Raw genomic sequence first — 26,983 nt, forward strand, 5'->3', positions numbered from 1 at the left:
GTACTCACCGATGCGCCGCCTGCTTGTCATCGCCGCCAGCACCCGCCCCACCACGGCCGGCCGTCCCGTCGCCCGGTGGATCGCCGAACTCGCGCAGGAGGCAGGCGGCTTCGACGTGACCGAGGCCGACCTCGGCAAGATCGGCCTTCCGCTGCAGGACGAGCCCGAACTGCCCGCGACCGGCACCTACGTGCACCAGCACACCAAGGACTGGAGCGCGCTGATCTCCTCGGCCGAGGCGATCGTCATCGTCATGCCGATGTACAACGGCGGCTTCACCGCGCCCGTCAAGAACGCCCTCGACACGCTCTACCACGAGTGGAAGGGCAAGCCGCTCGGCCTGGTCAGCTACACCGCCGGCCCGACCGGCGGCGCCCCGGCCATCGAGATGCTGCGGCCGGTCGTGGACCGCCTGGGCCTGAAGACCGTCGAGCCCACGCTGTCGGTCCCGGGCATCCGCGCCGAGGGCTTCACCCCGGACGAGGCGCAGTCCGGCACCGCCCGGCAGCTGCTGGCGGCCATCGCGCAGGAGCTGTCGGCGCAGGCGGACGCGGAGTCCGGCGCGGCTGCGGACGCGTAACCGGCCCGGACGGGCCACCGGGGTGGCGGCGCCCCCCGGTGGCCCGCACGCTGGTCGCGTGCCCCCGACACCCGCCACGCCCCCGGAGTACCGGTACGAGGACCTGCGCCTGCGCGCGGTCTACGTGAACTGCACCCTCAAGCGCTCGCCGGAGGTCAGCAACACCGACGGCCTGATCGACAAGAGCCGTGCCGTCATGGAGGCGAACGGCGTCGCGACCGAGCTGGTCCGCGCGGTCGACCGTGACATCGCCACCGGCGTCTGGCCGGACATGACCGAGCACGGCTGGGAGAGCGACGACTGGCCGGTGCTGTACTCGCAGATCATGGCGGCGGACATCCTGGTCCTGTGCGGCCCGATCTGGCTCGGCGACAACAGCTCGGTGATGAAGACGGTCATCGAGCGGCTGTACGCCTGCTCCAGCATCCTCAACGAGCAGGGCCAGTACGCGTACTACGGCCGGGTCGGCGGCTGCCTGATCACGGGCAACGAGGACGGCGTCAAGCACTGCGCGATGAACGTCCTCTACAGCCTCCAGCACCTGGGGTACGTCATCCCGCCGCAGGCCGATGCGGGCTGGATCGGCGAGGCCGGGCCCGGTCCGTCGTACCTCGACGAGGGCTCGGGCGGACCGGAGAACGACTTCACCAACCGCAACACCGCCTTCATGAGCTGGAACCTCATGCACCTGGCGGCCCTGCTCCGGCGCACCGGCGGCATCCCCGCCCACGGCAACCAGCGCTCGCTGTGGGACGCGGGCTGCCGCTTCGACTTCCCGAACCCGGAGCACCGCTGAACGGCGCAGCGCCGACAGGAGGCTCCCCGGCCGCTCAGTGGCCGCGCGGGGCGTACATGATCACGGCCATGCCGGCCAGGCACACGAGCGCGCCGAGCACGTCGTACCGGTCGGGCCGGTAGCCGTCGGCGACCATGCCCCAGGCGATCGAGCCCGCCACGAACACCCCGCCGTACGCGGCGAGGATCCGGCCGAAGTTCTCGTCGCTCTGGAACGTCGCCACGACGCCGTAGAGGCCCAGGGCGATCACGCCCGCGCCGATCCACACCCAGCCGCGGTGCTCGCGGACGCCCTGCCACACCAGCCAGGCGCCTCCGATCTCGAAGAGGGCGGCGACGGCGAACAGGGCGACGGAACGGGCGACCAGCATGGGCTTCGGCTTTCGGGTGGGTGTTGTTGACGGGTGCCGGCGGGCGCCGGCGGGCGCTGATGGGGTGCAGGCCACAGTGTCACGGCGGCCGGGGCTGGCACACTGGCCTCGACCTGCCGAAGGAGCCCCGCAGTGTCGATGTTCAGCCACCTCCGCCAAGCGGTCCGCCGCAGCTACCGGCGGGCCGTCGACCTCAGCCACCCGGCCCGCTCGCCGCTCGGCTCGGCCGTGGTCAACTGCGTGGTCTATCTGGACGGCGTACGGCAGGACGGCTGCCAGGAGACCGAAGAGGCGCTGCGACGGGTCCGCCGCGAGGGCGACGGCTTCGTCTGGATCGGCCTGCACGAACCCTCGCAGGAGGAGTTCGCCGGGCTGGCGAAGCTCTTCGACCTGCACCCGCTGGCCGTGGAGGACGCGGTCCACGCCCACCAGCGCCCCAAGGTGGAGCGGTACGGCGACACGCTCTTCTCGGTGTTCAAGACCGTCCGCTACGTCGAGCACGAGGAGCTGACGGCCACCAGCGAGGTCGTGGACACCGGCGAGCTGATGGTCTTCACCGGCGCCGACTTCGTGATCACCATCCGGCACGGCGGCCACGGCTCGCTCGGCCCGCTCCGGGAGGTCCTGGAGACCGACCCGGAGCAGCTCGCCAAGGGCCCTGCCGTGGTGCTGCACGCCATAGCGGACCACGTGGTCGACGAGTACCTCGCCGTCACGGACGCCGTGCAGAACGACCTGGAGGCCGTCGAGACGGCCGTCTTCAGCGAGGAGGGCAGCCGCGGCGACGCGGGCCGGATCTACCAGCTCAAGCGCGAGCTGCTGGAGCTGCGCCGGGCGGTCGCCCCGCTGGACCGGCCCCTGCAGCAGCTGGCGACCCAGCCCATGCCGTCGATCGGTCCGGACATCCGCGCGTACTTCCGCGACGTCGCCGACCACCTGACCCGCACCACGGAGCAGATCGCGTCGTACGACGCGCTGCTCGACTCCATCCTCCAGGCGCACCTGGCGCAGGTGACCGTCGCGCAGAACGAGGACATGCGCAAGATCACGGCCTGGGCGGCCATCGTCGCCGTGCCGACCATGGTCTGCGGGGTCTACGGCATGAACTTCGAGCACATGCCCGAGCTGAAGTGGACGTACGGCTACCCGGCGGTGCTCGCGGTGATCGCGACGGCCTGCATCGTCATCTACCGGGGCTTCCGGCGCAACGGCTGGCTCTGATCGCGTTAGGGATCCGTCAAGGACACGTCCGCGGCCGTATGGGGCCCGTCAAGGACGCTCTTGACGCCTGAAAGAGGCGGTTCTCTCTAAGAGTCCGAAAATCCTCTGATCCTCTTCAGGAGTTCGCGATGGCCGATCTGGCCTTCGTCGTCACTACGCTCGCGGTCTTCGCGCTGGTGGCTCTCGTCGCCAAGGGGGTGGCGAAGCTGTGACTGCCGAGAACATCGTCGGCCTCGTCGTCGCCGTCGCTCTGCTGGGCTACCTCGTGCTGGCCCTCGTGTACCCGGAGAGGTTCTGAGCCTCGATGAGTCCCGTACTTTCCGGTGTGCTCCAGCTGCTCGCCCTCGTGGCGGTGCTGGCGCTGGTTTACCGTCCGCTGGGCGACTACATGGCCCGGGTCTACTCCTCCGAGAGGCATTACCGGCCGGAGAAGTGGATCTACAAGGCCATCGGTGCGAACCCGGATGCCGAGATGCGCTGGCCCGCGTACCTGCGCGGGGTGCTCGCGTTCTCGGCCGTGGGCGTGCTGTTCCTGTACGGCTTGCAGCGGCTGCAGGGCAGTCTGCCCGGCTCGCTGGGCTTCGCGTCGATCGACCCGGACCAGGCCTTCAATACTGCTGCGTCGTTCGTGGCGAACACCAACTGGCAGTCGTACGCCGGTGAGCAGGCCATGGGCCACGTCGTGCAGACCGGTGGCCTGGCGGTGCAGAACTTCGTCTCGGCGGCGGTCGGCATGGCGGTGGCGGTGGCGCTCGTACGGGGCTTCGCGCGCTCCCGTACCGGTGAGCTGGGGAACTTCTGGTCCGACCTGGTGCGCGGCACCGTCCGGATCCTGCTGCCGCTCTCGGTGGTCGGCGCGGTCGTTCTGGTGGCGTGCGGGGCGATCCAGAACTTCGCCGGGATCCACGAGGTCGGCCAGTTCATGGGGGGCTCGCAGCAGTGGAACGGCGGGGCGGTGGCCTCGCAGGAGGTCATCAAGGAGCTCGGCACCAACGGTGGCGGCTACTTCAACGCCAACTCCGCGCACCCCTTCGAGAATCCGAATCCGGTCTCGAACCTGTTCGAGATCTTCCTGATCCTGGTGATCCCCTTCGCCCTGACCCGCACCTTCGGCCGGATGGTCGGCAGCGTCAAGCAGGGCTACGCGATCCTGGCGACGATGGCCACGATCTGGCTGGGCTTCACCGCGCTGATGATGTGGACCGAATTCGCCCACAACGGCCCGGCGTTCGAGATCGCGGGCGGCGCGATGGAGGGCAAGGAGACCCGCTTCGGCATCGGCGGCTCGTCGATCTTCGCCGTGGCCACCACGCTCACTTCCACGGGCGCGGTGAACTCCTTCCACTCCTCGTACACGGGCCTGGGCGGCGGTATCCAGCTGCTGGGCATGCAGTTGGGCGAGATCGCGCCCGGCGGTGTCGGCTCCGGCCTCTACGGCATGCTGATCATGGCGATCATCGCGGTGTTCATCGCGGGGCTGATGGTCGGCCGGACGCCGGAGTACCTGGGCAAGAAGATCGGCACCCGTGAGATCAAGTTCGCGGCCTGCTACATCCTGATCACCCCTGCGCTGGTGCTCGGTTTCACCGCCGTGGCGATGGCCCTGGACACCCCGGGCCACTCGATGACGAACACCGGCGCGCACGGTTTCTCCGAGATCCTCTACGCCTACACCTCGGGCGCGAACAACAACGGCTCGGCCTTCGCGGGCCTCAACGCCGACACCCAGTGGTTCAACTCGACCATCGGCATCGCCATGCTGCTGGGCCGCTTCCTGCCCATGGTGTTCGTCCTGGCGCTGGCCGGCTCGCTCGCCGAGCAGAAGCCCGTCCCGGAGACGGCGGGCACCCTGCGGACCGAGAAGCCCCTGTTCACCGGCCTGCTGGTCGGAACCATCCTGATCGTCACCGGCCTCACCTACTTCCCGGCCCTCGCGCTGGGTCCGCTTGCCGAAGGGCTCGCATCATGAGCACCGCAACTCCCACCCGAGCCCCCCACCAGGACCTCCCGACCGGCCAGAAGCCCGGCGACGGCGGCCGGGTCGGCGGTGGTCTCTTCGACCCCAAGCAGCTGGTGAAGTCCTTCCCGGACGCCATACGCAAGCTCGACCCGCGCATCATGATCAAGTCGCCGGTCATGTTCGTGGTGCTGATCGGCTCGGTCGTCACCACCGTCCTGGCGGTCAAGGACCCGTCGGACTGGTTCGGCTGGGCCATCACGGCGTGGCTGTGGCTGACCACGATCTTCGCGAACCTCGCGGAGGCCGTGGCCGAGGGCCGCGGCAAGGCCCAGGCCGACACCCTGCGCAAGGCCAAGACCGACTCCGTCGCCCGCCGCCTCACCGAGGACGGCACGAGCGAGGAACGCGTACCGGGCACCGAGCTGAAGATCGGCGACCTGGTGGTCTGCGAGGCCGGCGACGTGATCCCCGGCGACGGCGACGTGGTCGAAGGCGTCGCATCGGTCGACGAGTCCGCGATCACCGGCGAGTCCGCCCCCGTCATCCGCGAGTCCGGCGGCGACCGCAGCGCGGTCACGGGCGGCACGAAGGTGCTCTCCGACCGGATCGTCGTCAAGATCACGACGAAGCCCGGTGAGACCTTCATCGACCGGATGATCGCGTTGGTCGAGGGCGCGGCCCGGCAGAAGACGCCCAACGAGATCGCGCTGAACATCCTGCTCGCCTCGCTGACGATCGTCTTCCTTCTGGCCGTGGTCACGCTCCAGCCGTTCGCGATCTACGCGGGCGCCAAGCAGTCGATGATCGTGCTGACCGCGCTGCTGGTCTGCCTGATCCCCACCACCATCGGCGCCCTGCTCTCGGCGATCGGCATCGCGGGCATGGACCGCCTGGTCCAGCGCAACGTCCTGGCCATGTCGGGCCGTGCGGTCGAAGCGGCCGGCGACGTCTCGACGCTGCTGCTGGACAAGACCGGCACGATCACCCTCGGCAACCGCCAGGCATCGGAGTTCGTGCCGGTCAAGGGCACCACGGAGGCCGAGCTGGCGGACGCCGCCCAGCTGTCCTCGCTCGCGGACGAGACCCCCGAGGGCCGCTCGATCGTGGTCCTGGCGAAGGAGAAGTACGGGCTGCGGGAGCGCCACCAGGGCGAACTCGCCCACGCCGAGTGGATCCCGTTCACCGCGCAGACCCGCATGTCCGGCGTCGACGTGGACGGCAAGAAGACCCGCAAGGGCGCAGCCGGCTCCGTCATCGCCTGGGTCAGGGAACAGGGCGGCCGGGTCGCCGACGACGCCGGCACCCTTGCCGATGCCATCTCCCAGGCCGGTGGCACGCCTCTCCTCGTCGCCGTCCATGACGATCGGGGCGCCCGCGTCCTCGGTGTCATCCACCTCAAGGACGTGGTCAAGGAGGGCATGCGGGAGCGGTTCGACGAGCTGCGCCGGATGGGCATCAAGACCGTCATGATCACGGGTGACAACCCGCTCACCGCGAAGGCCATCGCCGAGGAGGCGGGCGTGGACGATTTCCTCGCGGAGGCCACGCCCGAGGACAAGATGGCCCTGATCAAGCGGGAGCAGGCGGGCGGGAAGCTGGTCGCGATGACCGGTGACGGTACGAACGACGCCCCGGCGCTGGCGCAGGCCGATGTCGGCGTGGCGATGAACACGGGCACCTCGGCCGCCAAGGAGGCCGGGAACATGGTGGACCTGGACTCCAACCCCACCAAGCTCATCGAGATCGTGGAGATCGGCAAGCAGCTCCTGATCACCCGCGGAGCCCTGACGACGTTCTCCATCGCCAACGACGTCGCGAAGTACTTCGCGATCATCCCGGCGATGTTCGCGGTGGTCTACCCGGGCCTGGACAAGCTCAACATCATGAACCTGGCCTCGCCGGAGTCCGCGATCCTCTCCGCCGTCATCTTCAACGCGCTGATCATCATCGCGCTCGTGCCGCTCGCCCTCAAGGGCGTCCAGTACAAGCCCACCAGCGCCGACAAGATGCTCCGCCGCAACCTCGGCCTCTACGGACTCGGCGGCCTCATCGCCCCGTTCATCGGCATCAAGCTCATCGACCTCCTCATCTCCCTCATCCCCGGAATCGGCTGACCGTCATGAACAACTCTGTAGGCAACACCGCGCGCCTGATCGGTGCGGGCCTCCGGGCCCTCCTCGTTCTGACCGTGATCTGCGGGGTCCTCTACCCGCTGGCCGTCACGGGGATCGCCCAGGCCGTCTTCCACGACAAGGCCAACGGATCCGAGATCAAGGACAGCAGCGGCCAGGTCGTCGGCTCCTCCCTCATCGGCCAGACCTACAACCTGCCGAAGAAGGACCCGAACGACCCGGAAGAGGCCGCGAAGCCGGACCTCGCATGGTTCCAGCCCCGCCCCTCCAACGGCCTGGGCTCCAACAGCGTCAACACCCGGTACTCGCTGATCCTCTCCGGCGCCACCAACCGCTCCGGCGACAACGCCGACCTGATCACCTGGGTCAAGGACGCCAAGGCCGCCGTCGTCGCCGACAACTCCACGGCCACCTACAAGGTCAGGCCGCAGGACGTGCCCGCCGACGCCGTCACCTCCTCCGGCTCCGGCCTCGACCCGCACATCTCCCCCGCCTACGCCGAGCTCCAGGTCCACCGCGTCGCCGAGAAGAACGACCTCGACGTCAAGCAGGTCGAGAAGCTCGTCGCCGACCACACCACCGGCCGCACCCTCGGCTTCATCGGCGAGCCCCGCGTCAACGTCCTCGAACTCAACACCGCACTCAAGGCGCTGACCGCGAAATGACCCGGGTGCTGGTGGTCGACGACGAACCGCAGCTCGTACGGGCCATGGTGATCAACCTGAAGGCCCGCCAGTACGACGTGGACTCCGCCCACGACGGCGCCTCGGCGCTCGAAGCCGCGGCGGCCCGGCGTCCCGACGTGATCCTGCTCGACCTCGGGCTGCCCGACATGGACGGCATCGACGCCATCCGGCGGCTGCGCGGCTGGTCGCGGGTGCCGATCCTGGTGGTCTCCGCCCGGCACAGCTCCGACGAGAAGGTCGAAGCCCTCGACGCGGGCGCCGACGACTACATCACCAAGCCGTTCAGCATGAACGAGCTCCTCGCCAGGCTGCGGGCCTGCTCCCGCCGGACCGCCGCCGCGAAGAGCGCCGTGGCGGAACCGGCCGTCCTGGAGACGGAGGACTTCACCATCGACCTCCGCGCCAAGAAGGCCCGCCGCCAGGACCGCGAGGTACGCCTCACCCCCACCGAATGGCACCTCCTGGAGGTGCTGATCCGCAACCGCGGAAAGCTGGTGAGCCAGAAGCACCTGCTCCAGGAGGTGTGGGGGGCGTCGTACGGCACCCAGACCAACTACCTGCGGGTCTACATGGCCCAGCTCCGCCGCAAACTGGAAGCGGACCCGTCCCACCCCCGCTACCTGATCACCACCCCGGGCATGGGCTACCGGCTCGACGCCTGAGGCGTCGCCGCCGGGACCCGGTCCGCTCCATCCGCCGGTCGTCGCGGTCTGCGCCGCGGCCCGCTTCCTCGTCCGGCCGAACGACCGCCGGGCTCAGACCTCGTCGGCATGGACGCCGGTCCCGACGGCAGACCTGCTGGAAGCCAGCCAGGAGCGGGCGGGTCCGGCGGCGGAGGCCGTGTCCAGCGTGAGGTGGAGCCGGGTGCCGCCGTCCGCGGTCGGGTAGCTGCGCTGCTCGGTGCCGCCGAAACAGTGCCGCAGCACCTCGGCGACCGCGCGGGCGGCATCGGGGGAGGACGCGACGATCCTGACCTCCGCGTGCCCGTCCGACGGCAGGTTCAGGATCTCGATGGGCTTCACAACGGTGTGTCCCTTCGGAGCGGGGGAGGTCACCGGTCGGCACTCTTGCGGTGGGCTCGACGACGGGTGCCGACCGGTGAGGGAGGGGCGTCGCTGAAGTCGTAGGCCGCGATCCGCGCATCGTGCTGCGCGTTGAGCAGATGGATCAGGCGCATCCCGAGGGCGATCATGACCACGATCACGGCGATGAAGGCGATGGTCTCCATCCTGCTCACCTCCAGGTGTTCCCGGGCACGGGCAGCGCCCGCCGCCCGACCAGGTGCCCGAACGGCGACATGCATGCCCCGCCTTCGGTCTCCCAGGTGTCCTCACGGCTCCGGCGGTCCCGGATGCCGCGGCCGATCACGGTCTCGTTGGCCATCAGGGCTCCGGCGGTCAGGACGCTGCCCGGCACCGCTGCGGCAGCCATCAGCCGAGCGGCGGCGGCCGGCTCCGTCTCGGGCGGAACCACGAGCAGGTCCCAGCGTCCGACGGAGAGCGACAGCAGGATCAGCTTGTCGGGGTCCTGCTCGGCGAACCACCCCACGTGCACGGAGTGCCCGCCTACGGGCACCTTGTGCGGGATGGCGGGCCAGCGGGTGGGGTTGACGGTGACGCGTGTGATGCGTCCCCAGGCCTCGTCGAGTGCGGCTGCCAGCGGCGGAAGTTCGGCTTCCAGATTCCTGGAGTAGGGCCACCACGCGCCGTCCAGCTGGCCGGCGAGCGTGGTCTTCGGAGTCAGTGACAGTCGAGCCGAAAACTCGTGGGCGAGGTCGCGGGGCGCTGTGCGGTCAAGGGTCGTGGTCATGACGCGGACCTGCCCCCGGGCCACCCGTCGGCAGCCCGGCTTTCGTGTTCCCCGGAAACGACACCTGCGTGGACGCTGGTGCGCGAAGTGCTTCCGGTCCTTCCACTGTACGCCTGAAATGCCCCTGAATCCTTTTGTGACCAGGTATTTTCCGCAGTACGGAAGATAGGCGGGGGCTGCTCCGGCGAGCGCGGGCGACACCTCGCGCAGTACCGTGAGGTGTCGGCGGCGTCGCGCCGGCCAACCGCCGTACCCAGTACGGGCGGCCGTACCCCGGAAGGGGCGGATCACCATGTCCGAACCCGACAGGCAGCCCACTCCGTCCCGGCTCCTCCCGGACGAGATCCACCACGCGGTCAAGCCCGGCACGGCCCTGCTGCGGCTGCAGACCACGCGCTCCCGCACAGGGGTGCTCGACGGCGCGTGGTGGCCCCGGACCCGCGATGTCTCGACCGAGCTTCCCGCCCTGATCACCGCACTGACCAAGCACCTCGGCCCCATCACCCGGGTCGCCCTGGACGCCTCCGCCTGGAACGGCCTCCCGACCCGTCTGATGGTCGAAGACCGCGTCGTGCACCTCGACTCCGACCCGGTCGGCGACGACACCGTCCTCATCACCCGCGGCGACCAGGACCACTTCGCACTCCTGGTGGTCCCCCCGAACACGACCCCGGACGCGGCCCGCGAAGCGATGGCCCGCGCAGTCGACGCCGCAAACGCCACCCAGGCGACCCAGCTCTTGATAGCCCCCACGACGGCCTGACGCCGTACGCAGAAGGAGCCCGGACCACATACCAAAACAGGTTGGCCACCTACCGAAACCGGTAGGTGGCCAACCTGGTCTTACGAAGTCGGGGTGGCGGGATTTGAACCCACGACCTCTTCGTCCCGAACGAAGCGCGCTGCCAAGCTGCGCTACACCCCGATGTCGCCCTTGCAGAAGCTTGCTGCCCTGGCGACATCGATTACTTTAGCGGACCCTCGCGCTGAGACGAAATCCGGTTTTCGGCGGGGCCGGGGCTCAGGCCTCGGGGGCGAGGGTGAGGAGGGTCGCCTCCGGCGGGCACGCGAAGCGCACCGGGGTGAAGCGGTTGGTGCCGCAGCCCGCCGAGACGTGCAGGTACGAGCGGTATCCCGCCGCCTCGTGGGTGGACAGTCCCTTGACCCGGTCGGTGTCCAGGTCGCAGTTGGTGACGAGCGCCCCGTAGAAGGGGATGCACAGCTGGCCGCCGTGCGTGTGGCCCGCGAGGATCAGCGGGTACCGCTCGGCGGTGAAGGCCTCCAGGACCCGCAGGTACGGCGCGTGGACCACCGCGAGCGAGAAGTCGGCGTCCGGCTCCGGGCCGCCCGCGACCTCGGCGAACCGGTCCCGCTTGATGTGCGGGTCGTCCAGGCCGGTGAAGGCCAGCTCGGCGCCCGGCAGCTTCAGCCGGCCGCGCGTGTTGGTGAGGTTCAGCCAGCCCGCCGCGTCGAACGCGTCGCGCATCTGCTCCCAGGGGTTGTGCACCGCGCCGACGACCGGCTTGTTGCCGTTCAGCCCGTGCCGGCCCTGCACCTTCTCGATCAGGTAGCGGCCGGGGTTGCGCAGCCGCGGGCCGTAGTAGTCGTTCGACCCGAAGACGTACACACCGGGGAAGTCCATCAGCGGGCCGAGCGCGTCGAGCACGTCCGGCACGCCCTCGGTGTCGGAGAGGTTGTCCCCGGTGTTGACCACGAAATCGGGACGCAGCCCGGCGAGCGACTGGAGCCAGCGGCGCTTCTTGTGCTGGCCGCGCACCATGTGGATGTCGGAGACCTGGAGCACCCGCAGCGGCCGCATGCCGCGCGGCAGCACCGGTACGGTCACCCGGCGCAGCCGGAACGACCGGGCCTCGAACCCGGCGGCATAGGCCACACCGACGGCCCCGGCCGCCGCGATTCCAGCGGTGACCTTCAGCGGTACTGCGTAACGCACGTGCATCCCCATATGGTCGCAGACGCCGAAAACCGGTGGGCGCCACAGCCCCCGCAGGTGGCAGACTCGACCGCATGACCACGCTCAAGGCCAAGCTCCAGGAAGACCTCACGACCGCCATCAAGGCGCGCGACGAGCTGCGCTCGTCCACGCTCCGGCTCACCCTCGCCGCGATCACCAAGGAGGAGGTCGCCGGCAAGACCGCCCGCGAACTCTCCGACGACGAAGTCCTCAAGGTGATCGCCAAGGAGGCGAAGAAGCGCCGCGAGGCGTCCGACGCCTTCGCGCAGGGCGGCCGCCCCGAGCAGGCCGAGCGTGAGAACGCCGAGGGCGCGGTGCTCGCCGAGTACCTGCCCAAGCAGCTCTCCGACGACGAGCTGCACGCGATCGTGGCGCAGGCCGTCGAGGAGGCCAAGGCCGCGGGCGCCGAGGGGCCGCGGGCGATGGGCGCCGTCATGAAGATCGTGAACCCGAAGGTCGCCGGGCTCGCCGAGGGCGGCCGCGTCGCCGCCGTCGTCAAGCAGCTGCTCGCGTAGCGCCGCACGGTAAGCCGGAAGACGGAAAGAGGGAGGGCCCCGGCCGACACGGCCGGGGCCCTCCCTCTTTCCGTCTTCCGGCTTACCGGCTACCGGCCGTCCTGGCCGCCCAGCAGCCCCGGCTCGATGGGCAGACCCGGGAACGGGATCTCCGGGTCGTCGCCCGCGCCGCCGTTGGTCATGCCCTCGGCGCGGCCGCCCGGGTTGCCCGGCTCGTCGTCGCCCGGCTTCCCGTCACGGCCCTTGCCGGGCTTGCGCTTGTTCGGCTTGCCCTTGCCGCCGGGGTTCGGCTTCTGGGGGCTGGGGATGTGGACCGTCACGAAGTCCGCCGCCTCGCGCCCGGCCAGGGCGCCGGACACGGCGTCCTTCCAGATCGGGCCGGGCAGCCCGCCGCCGTAGACCTTCTCGTAGTACTGGCCGCCGATGGTGATGTTCTCCATCGAGACCTGGTTGTTGCCGGGGGAGCCGACCCAGGTCGCGCCCGCCATGTTCGGGGTGTAGCCGACGTACCAGGCGTTGTGGCGGGAGTCGGTGGTTCCGGTCTTGCCCGCGCTGTCGCGGTCGGTCAGGCCGGCCGAGAGGCCGGTACCGGAGTCGACCACGCCGAGCAGCAGCGTGTTCACGGTGTCGGCGGTCTTCTCCGACATCACCCGCTCGCAGGTGGACTTCGGGACCTCGAGCGACTTGCGCTGCGAGTCGGTGATCGACTCGATGGCGACGGGCGAGCAGTACGTGCCGCGGTTGGCGAAGGTCGCGTAGGCGTTGGCCATGGTCAGCGGGGACATGCCCTCGGTACCGAGCGAGATGGCCGGGCTCTCGGGGAGCTTCTTGCCGTCGGCACGGATGACCCGGAGCTTGTTGGCCATCTCGTTGAGGGGGCACAGGCCCATCTCGCCGATCATCTCCACGAAGTACGTGTTGACCGACTTGGCCATGGCCTCGCGCAGGTCGTAGGGGCCGACCTCGGACTCGGATTCGTTGGGCACCCGCTCGCCGTTGGTGTTCACCCACGGGTTGCCGCTGCAGGTCTGCACCGGGCTCGGGTAGTCCATCTCGAACGGCGACGCGTACATCTTCGTCGCCGGCATGCCCCGCTCCAGGGCAGCGGCCGCCACGAAGGGCTTGAAGGTCGAACCGGTCGGGAAGCCGAAGTTCGAACCGCCCATCTTCCGGTCGACGGAGAAGTTGATCTGGGTTTCGTTCGCGCCGAAGCCGTACGGGCGCGACTGGCCCATCGCCATCACCCGGCCGGTGCCGGGCTGCACCAGGGTGACGGCCGTGGCGACCTTGTCGTCCTGGTTGACGTGGTCCTTGATGGACGCGTTCACGGATTCCTGCGACTGCGGGTCCAGGGTGGTCCGGATGGTCAGGCCGCCCTGGTTCCAGATCTTGGCCCGCTCCTCCTTCGTCTTCCCGAAGACGGGGTTGGAGAGGAAGGTCGCGCGGACGTAGTCGCAGAAGAAGCCGGCCCCGCTGACGGCCGTGATGCAGCCGTTCTTGGGCTTGGTGACCTTCAGCCTGATCGGCGCGGCCTTCGCCTTGTCGGCCTCAGCCTGCGAGATGTCCCTTATGTCGGCCATGCGCTGCAGGACGGTGTTGCGTCGCTTGGTGGCCTCTTCCGTGTCGTTCACGGGGTCGTACCGGCTGGGCGACTGGACGAGGCCGGCGAGCAGCGCCGACTCGTCGAGGGTCAGGTCCCGGGCGGGCTTGCTGAAGTAGCGCTGCGCCGCGGACTCGATGCCGTACGCCTGCTGCCCGAAGAAGGTGATGTTGAGGTAGTTCTCGAGGATCTTCTTCTTGCCGAGCTCTTCCTCGACCTGGATCGCGTACTTCAGCTCGCGGATCTTGCGTCCGAGGCTCTTCTGCTGCGCTTCGGCCACCTTGGCCGGATCGTCGCCGGCCTCTTCCACGAAGACGTTCTTCACGTACTGCTGCGTCAGCGTCGACGCGCCCTGGGCGGCGCCGCCCTCCTGCGCGTTGCGGTTGACCGCGCGCAGGATGCCCTTGAGGTCGATCGCGCCGTGCTCGTAGAAGCGCGAGTCCTCGATCGCGACGATCGCCTTCTGCATGTACGGGGAGATGGCCGTGAGCGGGACCACCTTGCGGTCGCGCGAGTAGACGGTCGCGATCAGCCCGCCCTCGGCGTCGAGGATGGTGGTGCGCTGACTCAGCGGCGGTGTCTTGAGGTTCGCGGGGATCTCGTCGAATCCCTCGACGGTGCCCTTGGCCGCCAGGCCGAGCGCGCCCGCACCGGGGATCGCGATGCCGGCGAGCACGACTCCGGAGAGAACGGAGACCCCGAGGAACTTGGCGGCCTGCTGGCTCCCCGTGAGCCCTCCGCCCGAGCGCTTCTTTGCCATGGGGGCAGCCTACGTTCTCATTCGCCGGACACACGTGTATGCCTTGGCCTAAGCTGCTCTCAACTGTCACAGCAGTGCCGCCGGACATCAACCCCCCGATGCGACTTTCACCCTTCCCGAAGAGGGTGGACTCATGTCCGAATCCCCCGCATCCGTCATGCGGCGCCCGATCTGAGTTGAGTGGAATGCCCCAAATTGCCGGATAGGCCGGGCATGTCGCCGGGTCACTCCGTCGGGTGATCTGCCGCTTACGCATAGTCCGTTCGGGCCATTCAAGATTGGGCCCGTCGGGGGTGTTGCGCTGTGCATCCCTTCCGTAACGTCCTCAACTGGCAGCGGTGAATATGCCGCTGCCGCCGTGGGGGAGCCTCGATTCGGGAGAGGACGGCGCCGAGATGGGCTGGGTTACCGACTGGAGTGCGCAGGCAGCCTGCCGCACTACCGATCCGGATGAACTGTTCGTTCAAGGTGCAGCGCAAAACAGGGCCAAGGCGGTGTGCACCGGTTGCCCGGTGCGGACCGAATGCCTGGCCGACGCACTCGACAACCGCGTCGAGTTCGGCGTGTGGGGCGGTATGACCGAGCGGGAACGGCGCGCGCTGTTGCGCAGGCGTCCCACGGTCACCTCCTGGCGCAGGCTGCTCGAAACCGCTCGCACGGAGTACGAGCGCAGTACGGGCATCCTGACCGTCGACGTCGACTCGGACGCAGACATTCCGTACGAGACGTACGCCGCCGTCGGCTAGGCCCGCCGCAGCAGGCGGAGGCGGCAGCACCGCACGTCTCACCGCTCACACTCCGGCCGGACTCCCGGTCGCGAGTCGATCACCGATGGCCCGTAGCCCGGCGAGGTCGTGCACATCGCCGGGCAGGGCGGCCACCTCGGTCACCGCCACCTCGGGGTGCAGCGAGGTGAAACGGTCCCGCGTGTGCTGTTCGCGCGCGATCACCTGCATGCGCTCGGCATGCAGACGCAGCAGTCCTGCCGTGAGCTCGTCCACTGCGGCGGGGGAGCCGTCCTCGGGAGGGGCGCCGTCCTCCACGCCTGCGGAACCCGTGGGATCGGAGGCGACGGAAGCGGCGGAGTCACGAAGTCCAGCTTTCCCGGGCTCCTGATCCACAATGCCGCCGTCTTCAAGATTCTCTGCGGCGGCCAGTGCCCGCTCCGCCGAGAGATGTGCGGCACCACTGCCGTGCACCCGGTTGAGCACGAGCCCCGCCAGCGGCATGTCCTCCTCGGCCAGCCGCTCCACGAAGTACGCGGCCTCCCGCAGCGCGTCCGGCTCGGGCGCCGCCACCACCAGGAACGCCGTGCCCGGGGCCTGCAGCAGTCGGTACGTGGCGTCCGCGCGGGTCCGGAACCCGCCGAACATCGTGTCCATCGCGGCCACGAAGGTCTGCACGTCCTTCAGCAGCTGACCGCCCATCAGCTTGCTCAGCGTTCCCGTCATCATGGACATGCCGACGTTCAGGAACTTCATCCCGGCCCGGCCGCCCACCTTCGCCGGGGCCATCAGCACCCGGATGAACTTGCCGTCCAGGAACGACCCCAGCCGCTTCGGCGCGTCCAGGAAGTCCAGTGCGGACCGGCTCGGCGGGGTGTCCACGATGATCAGGTCCCAGTCGTCCTTCGCCCGGAGCTGGCCCAGCTTCTCCATGGCCATGTACTCCTGCGTGCCGGCGAACCCGGCGGACAGGGACTGGTAGAACGGGTTCTCCAGGATCGCCCGGGACCGCTCGGGGTCCGCGTGCGCCTCGACGATCTCGTCGAAGGTCCGCTTCATGTCGAGCATCATGGCGTGCAGCTCGCCGGCTCCGGCCCCGGCCCCGCGCCCGTCGATGCCCTCGACCCGCCGCGGGGTGTTGTCCAGCGAGTCGATGCCCATGGACTGGGCGAGCCGCCGCGCAGGGTCGATGGTCAGGACGACCGCCCTGCGCCCGCGCTCGGCAGCCCGCACCCCGAGCGCCGCCGCCGTCGTCGTCTTCCCGACCCCGCCCGAACCGCAGCAGACCACGATCCGCGTCGCCGGGTCGTCCAGCAGCCGGTCCACCTCCAGCCGCCGCGGGGTGTCCGGCCCCAGCACCGCCTTCATGGCTTCGCTCACGCGGCGTCCACCTGCTTCCGCAGCTCCGTGGCCAGCTCGTAGAGCCCGGCCAGGTCCATGCCCCCGCCGAGCAGGGGCAGTTCGTACGCGGCCACGCCGAGCCGCTCCAGCACGGCCCGCTGCTCGCGCTCCAGCCCGACGCGCGTCGCGTGCTCGGCGGCCTCCGACAGCAGCGGGTCCACCAGGCGCTCCGCGAGCCCGCCGCGCCGCGCGCCGCCGAGCCCGGCCCGGGACAGCGCCTTGGCCACCTCGGCCCGCTGCCCGCCGGCCACCGCCTGCAGGGCGCTCTCGTCGAGGTGGTGCGGGCGGACCATGTTGACGATCACCCGGCCGACCGGAAGGCCCGCCTCCGCGAGCTCCGCGATCCCGTCCGCGGTCTCCTGGACGGGCATCTCCTCCAGCAGCGTCACCAGGTGCACCGCCGAGTCCGGTGACTTGAGCACCTTCATCACGGACTGCGCCTGGTTGTGGATCGGCCCGAACCGGGCCAGCCCCGCGACCTCGTCGTTCACATTGAGGAACCGGGTGATCCGGCCGGTCGGCGGGGCGTCCATCACCACGTGGTCGTAGACGAAGGCGCCCGACTTGTCCTTGCGGCGGACGGCCTCGCAGGCCTTGCCGGTCAGCAGGACGTCCCGCAGCCCCGGCGCGATGGTGGTGGCGAAGTCGATGGCGCCGAGCTTCTTGAGGGCGCGGCCGGCCGAACCGAGCTTGTAGAACATCTGGAGGTAGTCGAGCAGCGCGCGCTCGGCGTCGATCGCCAGCGCGAACACCTCGCCGCCGCCGGGCGCCACGGCGATCTTCCGCTCTTCGTACGGCAGCGCCTCCGCGCCGAAGAGCTGCGCGATCCCCTGCCTGCCCTCGACCTCCACGAGGAGGGTCCGCCTGCCCTCGGTCGCGAGGGCGAGCGCGAGTGCTGCGGCGACCGTGGTCTTACCGGTACCGCCCTTGCCGCTGACCACCTGGAGCCTGCTCACGCGTCGAGCCTAACCACTCGGATTCCCGGGCGTGCACGAGGTCTCGATGAGCGTGCGGCACGTACTACGCTCGCCTGCATGAAGAAGTTCGAATACGCGACTGTCCCCCTGCTCGTCCACGCCACGAAGCAGATCCTCGACACCTGGGGCGAGGACGGCTGGGAGCTCGTCCAGGTCGTGCCCGGCCCGAACAACCCCGAGCAGCTGGTCGCCTACCTGAAGCGGGAGAAGGCATGAGCGCCGTAGAGGCCAGGCTCGCCGAGCTCGGGCTGACCCTTCCGGCGGTCGTCCCGCCGCTGGCCACGTACCAGCCGGCCGTCCGCTCCGGCGCCTACGTCTTCACCGCCGGCCAGCTGCCGATGGTGCAGGGCAAGCTGCCGCTCACCGGCAAGGTCGGCGCCGAGGTCTCGGCCGAAGACGCCAAGAAGCTGGCCGCGACCTGCGCGCTGAACGCCCTGGCGGCCGTCAAGTCCGTCATCGGCGACCTCGACAAGATCGAGCGGATCGTCAAGGTCGTGGGCTTCGTCGCCTCCGCCCCCGACTTCACCGGCCAGCCGGGTGTCGTCAACGGCGCGAGCGAGCTGCTCGGCGAGGTCCTGGGCGAGAAGGGCGTCCACGCGCGCAGCGCCGTGGGCGTGTCGGTCCTGCCCCTGGACGCGCCGGTCGAGATCGAGTTCCAGGTCGAGGTGGCGGCCGGTTCCTGAGGCCCCTCGAACATCGGGGCGGATGGCCGTAGCATCCGGCCATGGCGAATGGTCAGAACGGTCACACGCAGGGGCAGGGCGCGGTCACTCCCGGAGGCCAGTGGTATCCGCCGGAGTGGCCCGACCGGATCCGCGCCCTCGCGGACGGCTCGCTCACGCCCGTGGCGGCGAAGCGGGCGGCCACCGTCATGCTGCTGCGCGACACCCCCGGGGGTCCCGCCGTCCACATGCTGCGCAGACGCGCCTCCATGGCTTTTGCCGGGGGCGCGTACGCGTATCCGGGCGGCGGCGTCGACCCGCGCGACGACGACCACCTGGTCGGCTGGGCCGGTCCGCCCCTGGAGACCTGGGCCGGTCGGCTGGGCACCGACACCGCGACCGCCCAGGCCATCGTGTGCGCCGCCGTACGGGAGACGTACGAGGAAGCGGGCGTCCTGCTCGCCGGACCCACCGCGGACGCCGTCGTCGGGGACACCACCGGCGACGACTGGGAGGCCGACCGGCAGGCGCTCGTCGCCCGGGACCTGTCCTTCGCGGACTTCCTCGACCGGCGCGGGCTGCTGCTCCGCTCGGACCTGCTCGGCGCGTGGGCGCGCTGGATCACGCCGGAGTTCGAGCCGCGCCGCTACGACACGTGGTTCTTCGTCGCGGCCCTGCCCGAGGGCCAGCGCACCCGGAACGCCTCCACCGAGGCCGACCGCACGGTGTGGACCCGCCCCGCGGACGCCGCCGACGGCTACGACAAGGGCGAGCTGCTGATGATGCCGCCGACCATCGCCACCCTGCGCTCGCTCGAGCCGTACGCCACCGCCGCCGACGCGCTGGCCGCGGCGGAGCGGCAGGACCTGGACCCCGTACTCGCGCAGGCCACCTTGAAGGAGGACGGCGAGCTGGTGCTCAGCTGGCCGGGCCACGACGAGTTCACCAAGCGGATCCACACCGACGGAGGCCGGTCATGACCGACGCAGCCGCCCTGCCCGGCCAGCCCCGCGGAGTCGTGTCGTCCGGCCCGGCGACGGCCCGTGCGGTCAACGTCCTGGCCCCCAACGCGTCCGCGATGACCCTGGACGGCACCAACACCTGGATCGTCTCCGAGCCGGACTCGGAGCTGGCGGTGGTCGTCGACCCGGGCCCGCTGGACGACGTACATCTGCGCGAGGTCGTGGCGACGGCCGAGAAGGCCGGCAAGCGGGTCGCGCTGACCCTGCTGACGCACGGGCACCCGGACCACGCCGAGGGGGCGGGCCGCTTCGCGGAGCTCACCGGCACCAAGGTGCGGGCCCTCGACCCGGCGCTGCGGCTCGGCGACGAGGGCCTGGGCGCGGGCGACGTGATCCGGGTCGGCGGTCTCGAGATGCGGGTGGTCCCCACCCCCGGCCACACCGCGGACTCGCTCTGCTTCCACGTGCCCGCCGACCGGGCCGTGCTGACGGGCGACACCATCCTGGGTCGCGGCACCACGGTCGTCGCGCACCCCGACGGACGGCTGGGCGACTACCTGGACTCACTGCGGCGGCTGCGCTCGCTGACCGTCGACGACGGGGTCCACACGGTGCTGCCGGGGCACGGGCCGGTGCTGGACGACGCGCAGGGCGCGGTGGAGTACTACCTCGCCCACCGGGCGCACCGGCTGGCCCAGGTGGAGACGGCGGTGGAGAACGGGTTCGCGACGCCGCAGGAGGTCGTGGCGCACGTGTACGCGGACGTGGACCGCTCGCTGTGGCCGGCCGCCGAGTGGTCGGTGCGGGCTCAGCTGGAGTACCTGCGCGAGCACGGCCTGATTCCTGGTGATCAAGGGTTCTAGCGGCGATTACCCTCGCCCCATGGGGATTATCGGACTTCTCGTCGTCGTCATCGCGGTCAGCTCGATCACGGGCGCCTTCACGACCAAGATCCGCGCCGTGGAGCGCAAAGTGGACCGCCTGGACCGCCGCCTCGGCCTGCTGCTCGACCACTTCGGCATCGAGGAGCCCGAGCCGGCCGGCCTGGGGGAGGTCCGGGAGCTGGTCCGGCAGGGCAAGGAGATCGAGGCCATCCGGGTCTACCGGCGGCTGACCGGGGCCGGCCTGAGCGAGGCCAAGAAGGCCGTGGAGGCGCTGGAGCTGTAGCGCGCGGCGTGCGCGGCGGCGAGCCAGGGCCCGAGGTCCTCGGTGTACGTGCGCAGGGCCGCCGGGTCGCCCGCGGGGTCCCGTGCCACGGCTGCCGCCGCACGTACCTGCGCGGCCCGCTCGGGGTGGAAGCGGGCGAAGGCCTCGGCGGCCTCCCACAGGTCCCCGGTCCACGTGCCCCAGCGGGGCATGACCAGCGTGAAGGCCGCCCGGACGAGTCTGCGGGCGCAGCTGCGGGACAGCTCGGGGGTGGGTGGCTGCTCGCGCCAGCGGGCCATTTCCGCCGGGCCGAGTCCGGCGTCGGCGCGGTAGCGGGGGAGGTCCTCGGCGAGGTCGGAGCCGAGCAGGGGCGTGCACTGGCAGGCCACGAACCAGCCCAGCCCGTCGCGCTCGTCCTCGTCGAGCAGGGTCTGCCGGCCGTGCAGCAGGACGGTCGCGCTACCGCCGGGCGTAGTGCCCCCGCCGGGCGTGGCGCCCTCACCAGGGGTGGCGCCCTCGCCGAGGGTGTCGGCCAGGGCCTGGCCGGTCGCGTGGTCCTGCGGGCCGGGCTCCTCCCGGAGGGCGAGGAGCAGGCTGAGCGGGGCGGGCCGGCCGAGGGGGACGGGGCCGTAGAGGTACGCGCTGTGCAGACGGGCGCCGAAGGCCTCGGAGATCAGGGTGCGGGCGGCGGCGACCGCGGGCCGGGACTCGGGTGCCAGGCGCCCGAGGCCGCCTTCGCGCTCGACGAACCCCGGGTGCCCTGCGGAGTGATCCATGGGGCCACTGTGCGGCCGGGCGGGGGCGCTGCCCGCGGCCCCGCGCGGTCCGGTCGCCTGACCGGCGGCCTGCGGACGCCCGCCCGGGCGTCCGGGACGGCGAAGGGGTCCCACCCCGGGCGGGCGGAACCCCTTCGCGACGCTGTGGTGCCGTCGGCGGTGCCGTCAGCGGGAGCGCTTGGCCAGCCGCTCGACGTCCAGCAGGATCACCGCACGGGCCTCGAGTCGCAGCCAGCCGCGGCCGGCGAAGTCGGCCAGGGCCTTGTTCACCGTCTCGCGCGAGGCGCCGACCAGCTGGGCCAGCTCTTCCTGCGTGAGGTCGTGCACGACGTGGATGCCTTCCTCGGACTGCACGCCGAAGCGGCGCGACAGGTCGAGGAGGGCGCGGGCGACACGGCCCGGCACGTCGGAGAAGACCAGGTCGGACATCTGGTCGTTGGTCTTGCGCAGGCGGCGGGCGACGGCGCGCAGCAGGGCCGTGGCCACCTCGGGCCGTGCGTTCAGCCACGGCTGGAGGTCACCGTGGCCGAGCCCCAGCAGCTTGACCTCGGTCAGCGCGGTGGCGGTCGCGGTGCGCGGACCCGGGTCGAACAGCGACAGCTCGCCGATCAGCTCACCGGGGCCCAGGACGGCGAGCATGTTCTCGCGGCCGTCGGGGGAGGTGCGGTGGAGCTTCACCTTGCCCTCGGTGACGACGTACAGCCGGTCACCGGGGTCGCCCTCGTGGAACAGGGCGTCACCGCGTGCGAGGGTCACCTCGCCCATGGAGGCGCGGAGCTCCGCGGCCTGCTCGTCATCGAGCGCCGCGAAGAGCGGGGCGCGCCGCAGAACGTCGTCCACGAGTCTCTCTCCTATGTCGACCTGCTCAGGGGACCGTAGTCCCCATTTTGCCGGACGCAACAAACAGTGCGATCAGTCACAAGGATGCCGGACGTACGGGTGTGCTGTGCTGTCCGGGGCCCATCGGGGTGGTGTTACCTGAGGTCCGGGCAGCGTGTCAGTGGGTGCCCTTAGGCTGGCCGAGTGTCCAATAAGCCGGTGAGAGCACAGGCCAAAGGGCCCGCGACAGTGACCGCGGCCCCCGATTCTGCTGTGGGCGAACAGGCGTCGACGGACGCCTCCGCCCGTCCCGCGAAGAAGGCCGCAAAAGCCGCAAAAGCCCCAGTGGGGGCCGCTGGCAAAGCTTCGGCCAAGTCGGCGGGGCCCGCAAAAGCCCCCAAGGCCGCCAAGGCCGCCAAGGCCGAGTCTCGCGTGGCGATGGTCCGCCGCGCCCGCCGGATCAACCGCGAGCTCGCTGAGGTCTATCCGTACGCCCATCCGGAGCTGGACTTCCGGAACCCCTTCGAGCTCCTGGTCGCCACGGTCCTTTCGGCCCAGACCACGGACCTGCGGGTGAACCAGACCACCCCGGCCCTCTTCGCCGCCTATCCGACCCCCGAGGACATGGCCGCCGCGGCTCCCGAGGACATCGAGGAGATCATCCGGCCGACCGGCTTCTTCCGGGCGAAGGCGAAGTCCCTCCTCGGCCTCTCCGCGGCCCTGAGGGACAACTTCGGAGGCAACGTCCCCGGCCGGATCGAGGACCTGGTCACACTGCCCGGTGTCGGCCGCAAGACGGCCAACGTCGTCCTCGGCAATGCGTTCGGGGTGCCGGGGATCACCGTCGACACCCACTTCGGCCGCCTGGTGCGCCGCTGGAAGTGGACCGAGCAGGACGATCCCGAGAAGGTCGAGGCGGAGATCTGCGCGATCTTCCCCAAGAGCGAGTGGACGATGCTCTCACACCGCGTCGTCTTCCACGGCCGCCGGATCTGCCACGCCCGCAAGCCCGCCTGCGGAGCCTGCCCCATCGCCCCGCTGTGCCCCGCGTACGGCGAGGGCGAAACGGACCCCGAGAAGGCGCAGAAGCTGCTCAAGTACGAAAAGGGGGGCCAGCCGGGGCAGCGGCTGAGCCCGCCGGCCGACTATCCCGGCCTGCCTGCGTCTCCGCTGAGCGGCGGCTGAGGCGCGGTCGCGGGAGGAACGAATCCGGCCCCGGACCGCGTTGAGGCGGTGTGGGGGAGACAGGAACAGGGGTGCGTATGACCCGGGCGACGCCGGACGAGACCACGGCCGCCGACGACACGGCGCGGAAAGGCCCGCCCGAGGCCGCGTACGGCCCCGCGCCCGTCGCCGCGTACGTCGTACCCGAAGCCGCGTACGACGTGTCCTCGGCGGCCTGCGACTCGCCCGGAGCCGGGGACGGTGCGATCCCCGTCACCACCCGCGGCCTGCCCCGGTGGCTCGACCCGGTCGTGCATGCCGTCCGCACGGTCGAGCCGCGCCAGCTGAGCCGGTTCCTGCCGCCCGAGAGCGGCGCCGGCCGCCAGTCCGCCGTGCTGATCCTCTTCGGCGAGGGCCCCCGGGGCCCCGAGCTGCTCCTGATGGAGCGGGCCGGGACCCTGCGCTCGCATCCGGGCCAGCCGTCGTTCCCGGGCGGCGCGCTCGACCCGGAGGACGGGGACCCGCAGACCACCGGCCCGCTGCGGGCCGCCCTGCGCGAGGCGGAGGAGGAGACCGGGCTCGACCCCGCCGGGGTGCAGCTCTTCGGCGTGCTGCCGCGGCTCTACATCCCGGTCAGCGAGTTCGTCGTGACCCCGGTCCTGGGCTGGTGGCGGGAGCCCAGCCCGATCGGGGTAGTCGACCCCGCCGAGACGGCCCGCGTCTTCACGGTTCCCGTGGCGGATCTCACGGATCCCGCGCACCGGGCCACCGCCGTCCACCCGAGCGGCCACCAAGGCCCCGCATTTCTGGTCGAATCGGCTCTGGTCTGGGGTTTTACGGCCGGAGTGATCGACCGGCTACTGCACTTCGCCGGCTGGGAGAGGCCCTGGGACCGGGCCCGGCAGGTCCCGCTCGACCTGCGCGCATGAGACGGTGGCCCACGTGAACGTGCTGGACATCCTGTTGCTGGTCGCCGCCGTCTGGTTTGCGATCGTCGGCTACCGCCAGGGCTTCGTCGTCGGCATCCTGTCGGTGATCGGCTTCCTGGGCGGTGGCCTCATCGCCGTGTCCCTGCTCCCCCTGATCTGGGATCAGCTGACCGACAAGGCCGACGTGTCCACCACGGCCATCGTCGTGGCGGTGGTCATCGTCATCGTCTGCGCCTCGGTCGGCCAGGCCTTCACCACCCATCTCGGCAGCAAGCTGCGGCGGCACATCACCTGGTCGCCCGCCCGCGCCCTCGACGCCACGGGCGGCGCCCTGGTCAACGTCGTCGCGATGCTGCTGGTGGCCTGGCTGATCGGTTCTGCACTGGCCGGCACGTCCCTGCCCACCCTGGGCAAGGAGGTCCGCAACTCCAAGGTGCTCCTCGGCGTGTCGCGGGTCCTGCCCGACCAGGCCAACACCTGGTTCGCGGACTTCAGTTCCGTACTGGCGCAGAACGGCTTCCCGCAGGTCTTCAGCCCGTTCTCCAACGAACCCATCACCGAGGTCCAGCCGCCCGACCCCGCTCTGGCCGCCAGCCCGGTCGCCGAGCGCGCCAAACGCTCCATCGTGAAGGTGGTCGGCACCGCCCCCAGCTGCAGCAAGGTCCTGGAGGGCACCGGCTTCGTCTTCGCCCCGGGCAAGGTCATGACCAACGCCCACGTCGTCGGAGGCGTGCAGGAGCCCACCGTCCAGATAGGCGGCGAGGGCAGGCTCTACGACGCCAAGGTCGTCCTCTACGACTGGGAGCGCGACATCGCGGTCCTGGACGTGCCCAAGCTCAAGGCACCCGCGCTCCAGTTCGCGCAGGACGACGCCCGCAGCGGCGGCGGCGCGATCGTGGCCGGCTTCCCGGAGAACGGCGCGTACGACGTACGGGCCGCGCGCGTGCGCGGCCGGATCAACGCCAACGGCCCGGACATCTACCACCGCGGCACCGTGCGCAGGGACGTGTACTCCCTGTTCGCGACGGTCCGCCAGGGCAACAGCGGCGGCCCGCTGCTGACGCCCGACGGCAAGGTCATCGGCGTGGTGTTCGCCAAGTCCCTGGACGACCCGAACACCGGGTACGCCCTGACGGTGGACGAGGTCCGCGACGACATCCGGATCGGCAAGGACGCCACGGGCCGGGTCAACACGCAGGGCTGCGCCCTCTAGAACGGGCGGCGCGCCCCGCGTGCGGTCCGGCGTGGCGGGCCTAGGTACGCGGATGCCGCAGCCGGGCCGAGACCCAGCGGGCCCTGCGGCGGAGGATGTGCGGGATTCCGAGTCGGTGGTCGTCGCCGTGGTGCGAGCGGCCTGACCTCTCGTGGCCGCCCGGCGAAGCCGTCGAGCGGGGAGTGCGTGCGGAGTCACCGTAGTCGTGCGTCCAGCCCATACTCCGACGTCTGCCCGTGCCCCAAGGTCGGTAACCGCCCCGGAGCGGGCCAATTGGCCTATGCGCCAGGCATTTGAATGTTCGTAGGACAAGCGTTCCCGGAGCTTCTCCTGGGGCGACGCTCCGTCAGGGGCCGCTCAGCGGTCGGGTTCCGGGTCCTTCAGCCAGTTCACGAGCTCGGTCGAGAACGCGACCGGGTCCTCCTCGTGCGGGAAGTGGCCCAGACCGTCGAACAGGCGCCAGCGGTACGGCGCTTCGACGTACTCGCCCGAGCCGGCCGCGCTGCGGGTCCGCATCACCGGATCCAGTGAACCGTGCAGGTGCAGTGTGGGCACCCGGACCGGCCGCTTCATCCGCCGGTTGAACTGCATGCCGTCCGGGCGGGCCATGGAGCGCACCATCCAGCGGTACGGCTCGATCGAGCAGTGCGCCGTGGAGGGGATGCACATCGCGCGCCGGTATACGTCGATGTCGTCCTCCTCCGGGGCCCGCGGGCCGGACCACTCGCGGATCAGCTCGCCGACCAGGGCGCCGTCGTCCGCGACCAGCCGCCGCTCGGGCAGCCAGGGCCGCTGGAAGCCCCACACGTACGATCCGGCCCGGCTCTGGGCGAAGTCCGACAGCATCGCCGAGCGCCAGCGGCGGGGGTGCGGCATGGACGAGACCACGAGGCGGCGGACCAGCTTGGGCCGCATGACGGCCGCGGTCCACGCGAGGTAACCACCCAGGTCGTGGCCGACGAGCGCGGCGTCCGGCTCGCCGAGGGAGCGGATGACACCGGTGACGTCGAGCGCCAGGTTGGCCGGGTCGTAGCCGCGGGGGGTGCGGTCGCTGCCGCCGACCCCGCGCAGGTCCATGGCGACCGCGCGGTAGCCCGCGTCGGCGAGGGCGGTCAGCTGGTGCCGCCACGTCCACCAGAACTGAGGGAAGCCGTGCAGCAGCAGCACCAGCGGACCGTCGCCCATCTCCGCCACGTGGAAGCGCGCGCCGTTGGCCGCCACGTCCCGGTGCGTCACCGTTTTCCCGCCGGGGACGTCGAGCCGTACGGCGGTGGCGGCGGTGGGCGGAGTACCGGATTCCGGGGTGGGCGCTGTCATGAAGACGAGCGTGCCACACCCACAGCCTTGTCACTGACCGGCCGCGGGTGCGGCTTGACGGTCCCGACCAGTGCCGCGGTCTGCTTGACCGAGGCGATCGACCGCTCCGGCGGCTTGACCTTCTTGAACTTCGACACGGCGATCATCGCCAGCAGGCCGGCGATGAGCAGGAACGCCACGCCCACGATCAGGAAGGACCAGGCGAGCCCGAGCCCGAGGTTGTGGATGCCGTACGCGGCGGCGAAGCTCAGCACGGGCAGGGAGAAGAGCGCGAGCACGCCGGCGATGACGAATGCGGTGCCGCCGATGCCCACGCGCTTGACGTCCTGCCGCAGCTCGGCCTTGGCCAGGGCGATTTCGTCGTGCACCAGGGCGGACATCTCGGCGGTGGCCGAGGCGACCAGTTGGCCGAGGGTTCGCTCGGCCCCTTGCACCCCTTGGTCCACTGCGCTCATCGCTCTCTCCCTCTGTTCGGCTGACCGTCAGTC

32 protein-coding genes and 1 tRNA gene are annotated in these 26,983 nt (G+C 70.7%); 19 read left to right on the forward strand and 14 right to left on the reverse strand.

The annotated features are described in order from the left end of the window. Nucleotides 1-10: 10 nt before the first annotated feature. On the forward strand, nucleotides 11-580 hold the full coding sequence (locus tag ACZ7H1_RS15810) for an NADPH-dependent FMN reductase (RefSeq protein ID WP_470787076.1): 570 nt from the start codon (nucleotides 11-13) through the stop codon (nucleotides 578-580). Nucleotides 581-638: 58 nt separating this feature from the next. Then, a complete protein-coding gene (locus ACZ7H1_RS15815) occupies nucleotides 639-1,376 on the forward strand; it encodes a flavodoxin family protein (protein ID WP_470787077.1) in 738 nt (245 codons plus the stop codon). Between the two features lie 34 nt (nucleotides 1,377-1,410). Here ACZ7H1_RS15815 and ACZ7H1_RS15820 read toward each other — a convergent pair whose 3' ends face one another. Continuing rightward, nucleotides 1,411-1,746: a YnfA family protein gene (locus tag ACZ7H1_RS15820; protein ID WP_470787079.1), complete on the reverse strand. Its 336-nt coding sequence runs from the start codon at nucleotides 1,744-1,746 to the stop codon at nucleotides 1,411-1,413. Between the two features lie 138 nt (nucleotides 1,747-1,884). On the opposite strand from ACZ7H1_RS15820, the gene corA reads away from it, so the two are divergent. The 6 genes from corA to ACZ7H1_RS15850 all read left to right on the forward strand — a co-directional run bounded on the left by corA (nucleotide 1,885) and on the right by ACZ7H1_RS15850 (nucleotide 8,407). Beyond that, nucleotides 1,885-2,967 carry a magnesium/cobalt transporter CorA gene (gene corA / locus ACZ7H1_RS15825; protein ID WP_470787310.1) on the forward strand — a complete coding sequence of 361 codons (1,083 nt, stop codon included), beginning with the start codon at nucleotides 1,885-1,887 and terminating at the stop codon, nucleotides 2,965-2,967. Between the two features lie 208 nt (nucleotides 2,968-3,175). Then, nucleotides 3,176-3,265, forward strand: coding sequence for a K(+)-transporting ATPase subunit F (kdpF, locus tag ACZ7H1_RS15830; protein ID WP_175264873.1), 90 nt, complete (start codon nucleotides 3,176-3,178; stop codon nucleotides 3,263-3,265). Nucleotides 3,266-3,271: 6 nt separating this feature from the next. After that, a complete protein-coding gene (gene kdpA, locus ACZ7H1_RS15835; protein ID WP_470787081.1) occupies nucleotides 3,272-4,936 on the forward strand; it encodes a potassium-transporting ATPase subunit KdpA in 1,665 nt (554 codons plus the stop codon). After that, nucleotides 4,933-7,041 (forward strand): potassium-transporting ATPase subunit KdpB, encoded by a 2,109-nt coding sequence (gene kdpB, locus ACZ7H1_RS15840; RefSeq protein ID WP_470787082.1) that lies wholly within the window; start codon nucleotides 4,933-4,935, stop codon nucleotides 7,039-7,041. The genes kdpA and kdpB overlap by 4 nt, the downstream gene beginning before the upstream one ends. Nucleotides 7,042-7,046: 5 nt before the next feature. Then, a complete protein-coding gene (locus tag ACZ7H1_RS15845) occupies nucleotides 7,047-7,724 on the forward strand; it encodes a potassium-transporting ATPase subunit C (protein WP_470787084.1) in 678 nt (225 codons plus the stop codon). After that, on the forward strand, nucleotides 7,721-8,407 hold the full coding sequence (locus tag ACZ7H1_RS15850; protein WP_470787085.1) for a response regulator: 687 nt from the start codon (nucleotides 7,721-7,723) through the stop codon (nucleotides 8,405-8,407). Before ACZ7H1_RS15845 ends, ACZ7H1_RS15850 begins: the two co-directional genes overlap by 4 nt. A gap of 93 nt (nucleotides 8,408-8,500) precedes the next feature. Here ACZ7H1_RS15850 and ACZ7H1_RS15855 read toward each other — a convergent pair whose 3' ends face one another. Genes ACZ7H1_RS15855 through ACZ7H1_RS15865 form a run of 3 tightly spaced genes read right to left on the reverse strand, consistent with a single transcriptional unit; the run spans nucleotide 8,501 to nucleotide 9,554 of the window. Next, entirely contained in the window at nucleotides 8,501-8,767 is a 267-nt protein-coding gene (locus tag ACZ7H1_RS15855) for a hypothetical protein (protein WP_470787086.1), read from the reverse strand. A gap of 29 nt (nucleotides 8,768-8,796) precedes the next feature. Then, nucleotides 8,797-8,973, reverse strand: a complete 177-nt coding sequence (locus ACZ7H1_RS15860) for a hypothetical protein (RefSeq protein ID WP_470787088.1) — start codon at nucleotides 8,971-8,973, stop codon at nucleotides 8,797-8,799. A gap of 5 nt (nucleotides 8,974-8,978) precedes the next feature. Next, on the reverse strand, nucleotides 8,979-9,554 hold the full coding sequence (locus tag ACZ7H1_RS15865; RefSeq protein ID WP_470787089.1) for a DUF5994 family protein: 576 nt from the start codon (nucleotides 9,552-9,554) through the stop codon (nucleotides 8,979-8,981). Nucleotides 9,555-9,846: 292 nt separating this feature from the next. On the opposite strand from ACZ7H1_RS15865, the gene ACZ7H1_RS15870 reads away from it, so the two are divergent. Continuing rightward, a complete protein-coding gene (locus ACZ7H1_RS15870; RefSeq protein WP_470787091.1) occupies nucleotides 9,847-10,317 on the forward strand; it encodes a DUF5994 family protein in 471 nt (156 codons plus the stop codon). Nucleotides 10,318-10,405: 88 nt separating this feature from the next. Here ACZ7H1_RS15870 and ACZ7H1_RS15875 read toward each other — a convergent pair. Further along, nucleotides 10,406-10,479, reverse strand: a tRNA-Pro gene (locus tag ACZ7H1_RS15875). A gap of 96 nt (nucleotides 10,480-10,575) precedes the next feature. Continuing rightward, nucleotides 10,576-11,514, reverse strand: a complete 939-nt coding sequence (locus ACZ7H1_RS15880) for a metallophosphoesterase (RefSeq protein WP_470787092.1) — start codon at nucleotides 11,512-11,514, stop codon at nucleotides 10,576-10,578. 68 nt (nucleotides 11,515-11,582) lie between these two features. On the opposite strand from ACZ7H1_RS15880, the gene ACZ7H1_RS15885 reads away from it, so the two are divergent. After that, entirely contained in the window at nucleotides 11,583-12,044 is a 462-nt protein-coding gene (locus tag ACZ7H1_RS15885) for a GatB/YqeY domain-containing protein (RefSeq protein WP_470787094.1), read from the forward strand. 89 nt (nucleotides 12,045-12,133) lie between these two features. Here ACZ7H1_RS15885 and ACZ7H1_RS15890 read toward each other — a convergent pair whose 3' ends face one another. Continuing rightward, entirely contained in the window at nucleotides 12,134-14,404 is a 2,271-nt protein-coding gene (locus ACZ7H1_RS15890; RefSeq protein WP_470787095.1) for a transglycosylase domain-containing protein, read from the reverse strand. A 395-nt stretch (nucleotides 14,405-14,799) separates the two neighbouring features. Between ACZ7H1_RS15890 and ACZ7H1_RS15895 the strand changes: the two genes are divergently transcribed. After that, the gene (locus ACZ7H1_RS15895) at nucleotides 14,800-15,150 is read left to right on the forward strand and encodes a WhiB family transcriptional regulator (RefSeq protein WP_470787311.1); all 351 of its coding nucleotides are present in this window, start codon (nucleotides 14,800-14,802) and stop codon (nucleotides 15,148-15,150) included. 45 nt (nucleotides 15,151-15,195) lie between these two features. Here ACZ7H1_RS15895 and bagB read toward each other — a convergent pair whose 3' ends face one another. Together bagB and bagA are read right to left on the reverse strand one after the other, a co-directional pair. Further along, entirely contained in the window at nucleotides 15,196-16,497 is a 1,302-nt protein-coding gene (gene bagB, locus ACZ7H1_RS15900; protein WP_470787313.1) for an ATPase BagB, read from the reverse strand. Between the two features lie 8 nt (nucleotides 16,498-16,505). Then, a complete protein-coding gene (bagA, locus tag ACZ7H1_RS15905; protein WP_470787096.1) occupies nucleotides 16,506-17,486 on the reverse strand; it encodes an ATPase BagA in 981 nt (326 codons plus the stop codon). A gap of 78 nt (nucleotides 17,487-17,564) precedes the next feature. On the opposite strand from bagA, the gene ACZ7H1_RS15910 reads away from it, so the two are divergent. Genes ACZ7H1_RS15910 through ACZ7H1_RS15930 form a run of 5 tightly spaced genes read left to right on the forward strand, consistent with a single transcriptional unit; the run spans nucleotide 17,565 to nucleotide 20,298 of the window. Continuing rightward, on the forward strand, nucleotides 17,565-17,723 hold the full coding sequence (locus ACZ7H1_RS15910) for a DUF4177 domain-containing protein (protein WP_226734235.1): 159 nt from the start codon (nucleotides 17,565-17,567) through the stop codon (nucleotides 17,721-17,723). Next, entirely contained in the window at nucleotides 17,720-18,190 is a 471-nt protein-coding gene (locus ACZ7H1_RS15915) for a RidA family protein (RefSeq protein ID WP_470787098.1), read from the forward strand. The genes ACZ7H1_RS15910 and ACZ7H1_RS15915 overlap by 4 nt, the downstream gene beginning before the upstream one ends. A gap of 41 nt (nucleotides 18,191-18,231) precedes the next feature. After that, nucleotides 18,232-19,149, forward strand: coding sequence for an NUDIX hydrolase (locus ACZ7H1_RS15920; protein WP_470787100.1), 918 nt, complete (start codon nucleotides 18,232-18,234; stop codon nucleotides 19,147-19,149). Beyond that, nucleotides 19,146-19,994 (forward strand): MBL fold metallo-hydrolase, encoded by an 849-nt coding sequence (locus ACZ7H1_RS15925; RefSeq protein WP_470787101.1) that lies wholly within the window; start codon nucleotides 19,146-19,148, stop codon nucleotides 19,992-19,994. Before ACZ7H1_RS15920 ends, ACZ7H1_RS15925 begins: the two co-directional genes overlap by 4 nt. A 19-nt stretch (nucleotides 19,995-20,013) precedes the next feature. Continuing rightward, nucleotides 20,014-20,298: a hypothetical protein gene (locus ACZ7H1_RS15930; RefSeq protein WP_470787103.1), complete on the forward strand. Its 285-nt coding sequence runs from the start codon at nucleotides 20,014-20,016 to the stop codon at nucleotides 20,296-20,298. Here ACZ7H1_RS15930 and ACZ7H1_RS15935 read toward each other — a convergent pair. Then, complete coding sequence (locus tag ACZ7H1_RS15935; RefSeq protein ID WP_470787105.1) at nucleotides 20,232-21,053, reverse strand: nucleotidyltransferase; 822 nt, start codon at nucleotides 21,051-21,053, stop codon at nucleotides 20,232-20,234. The genes ACZ7H1_RS15930 and ACZ7H1_RS15935 overlap by 67 nt on opposite strands. 165 nt (nucleotides 21,054-21,218) lie before the next feature. Further along, on the reverse strand, nucleotides 21,219-21,893 hold the full coding sequence (locus ACZ7H1_RS15940) for a Crp/Fnr family transcriptional regulator (protein ID WP_003981529.1): 675 nt from the start codon (nucleotides 21,891-21,893) through the stop codon (nucleotides 21,219-21,221). 324 nt (nucleotides 21,894-22,217) lie between these two features. Between ACZ7H1_RS15940 and nth the strand changes: the two genes are divergently transcribed. The 3 genes from nth to ACZ7H1_RS15955 all read left to right on the forward strand — a co-directional run bounded on the left by nth (nucleotide 22,218) and on the right by ACZ7H1_RS15955 (nucleotide 25,178). Then, nucleotides 22,218-23,057 carry an endonuclease III gene (gene nth / locus ACZ7H1_RS15945; RefSeq protein WP_470787106.1) on the forward strand — a complete coding sequence of 280 codons (840 nt, stop codon included), beginning with the start codon at nucleotides 22,218-22,220 and terminating at the stop codon, nucleotides 23,055-23,057. Between the two features lie 77 nt (nucleotides 23,058-23,134). Continuing rightward, nucleotides 23,135-23,965 (forward strand): NUDIX hydrolase, encoded by an 831-nt coding sequence (locus ACZ7H1_RS15950; protein WP_470787108.1) that lies wholly within the window; start codon nucleotides 23,135-23,137, stop codon nucleotides 23,963-23,965. A 13-nt stretch (nucleotides 23,966-23,978) separates the two neighbouring features. Then, nucleotides 23,979-25,178 (forward strand): MarP family serine protease, encoded by a 1,200-nt coding sequence (locus ACZ7H1_RS15955; protein WP_470787110.1) that lies wholly within the window; start codon nucleotides 23,979-23,981, stop codon nucleotides 25,176-25,178. 40 nt (nucleotides 25,179-25,218) lie between these two features. Here the strand turns inward: ACZ7H1_RS15955 and ACZ7H1_RS15960 are convergent, their stop codons facing one another. From ACZ7H1_RS15960 to ACZ7H1_RS15970, 3 genes are all read right to left on the reverse strand, one after another. Further along, nucleotides 25,219-25,398, reverse strand: a complete 180-nt coding sequence (locus ACZ7H1_RS15960; protein ID WP_470787111.1) for a hypothetical protein — start codon at nucleotides 25,396-25,398, stop codon at nucleotides 25,219-25,221. A 137-nt stretch (nucleotides 25,399-25,535) separates the two neighbouring features. Then, entirely contained in the window at nucleotides 25,536-26,495 is a 960-nt protein-coding gene (locus tag ACZ7H1_RS15965) for an alpha/beta fold hydrolase (RefSeq protein WP_470787113.1), read from the reverse strand. Continuing rightward, nucleotides 26,492-26,950 (reverse strand): phage holin family protein, encoded by a 459-nt coding sequence (locus ACZ7H1_RS15970; RefSeq protein ID WP_470787114.1) that lies wholly within the window; start codon nucleotides 26,948-26,950, stop codon nucleotides 26,492-26,494. The genes ACZ7H1_RS15965 and ACZ7H1_RS15970 overlap by 4 nt, the downstream gene beginning before the upstream one ends. Between the last annotated feature and the right edge of the window lie 33 nt (nucleotides 26,951-26,983).

The sequence above is a fragment of the Streptomyces sp. NPDC037401 genome (genome assembly GCF_055602345.1).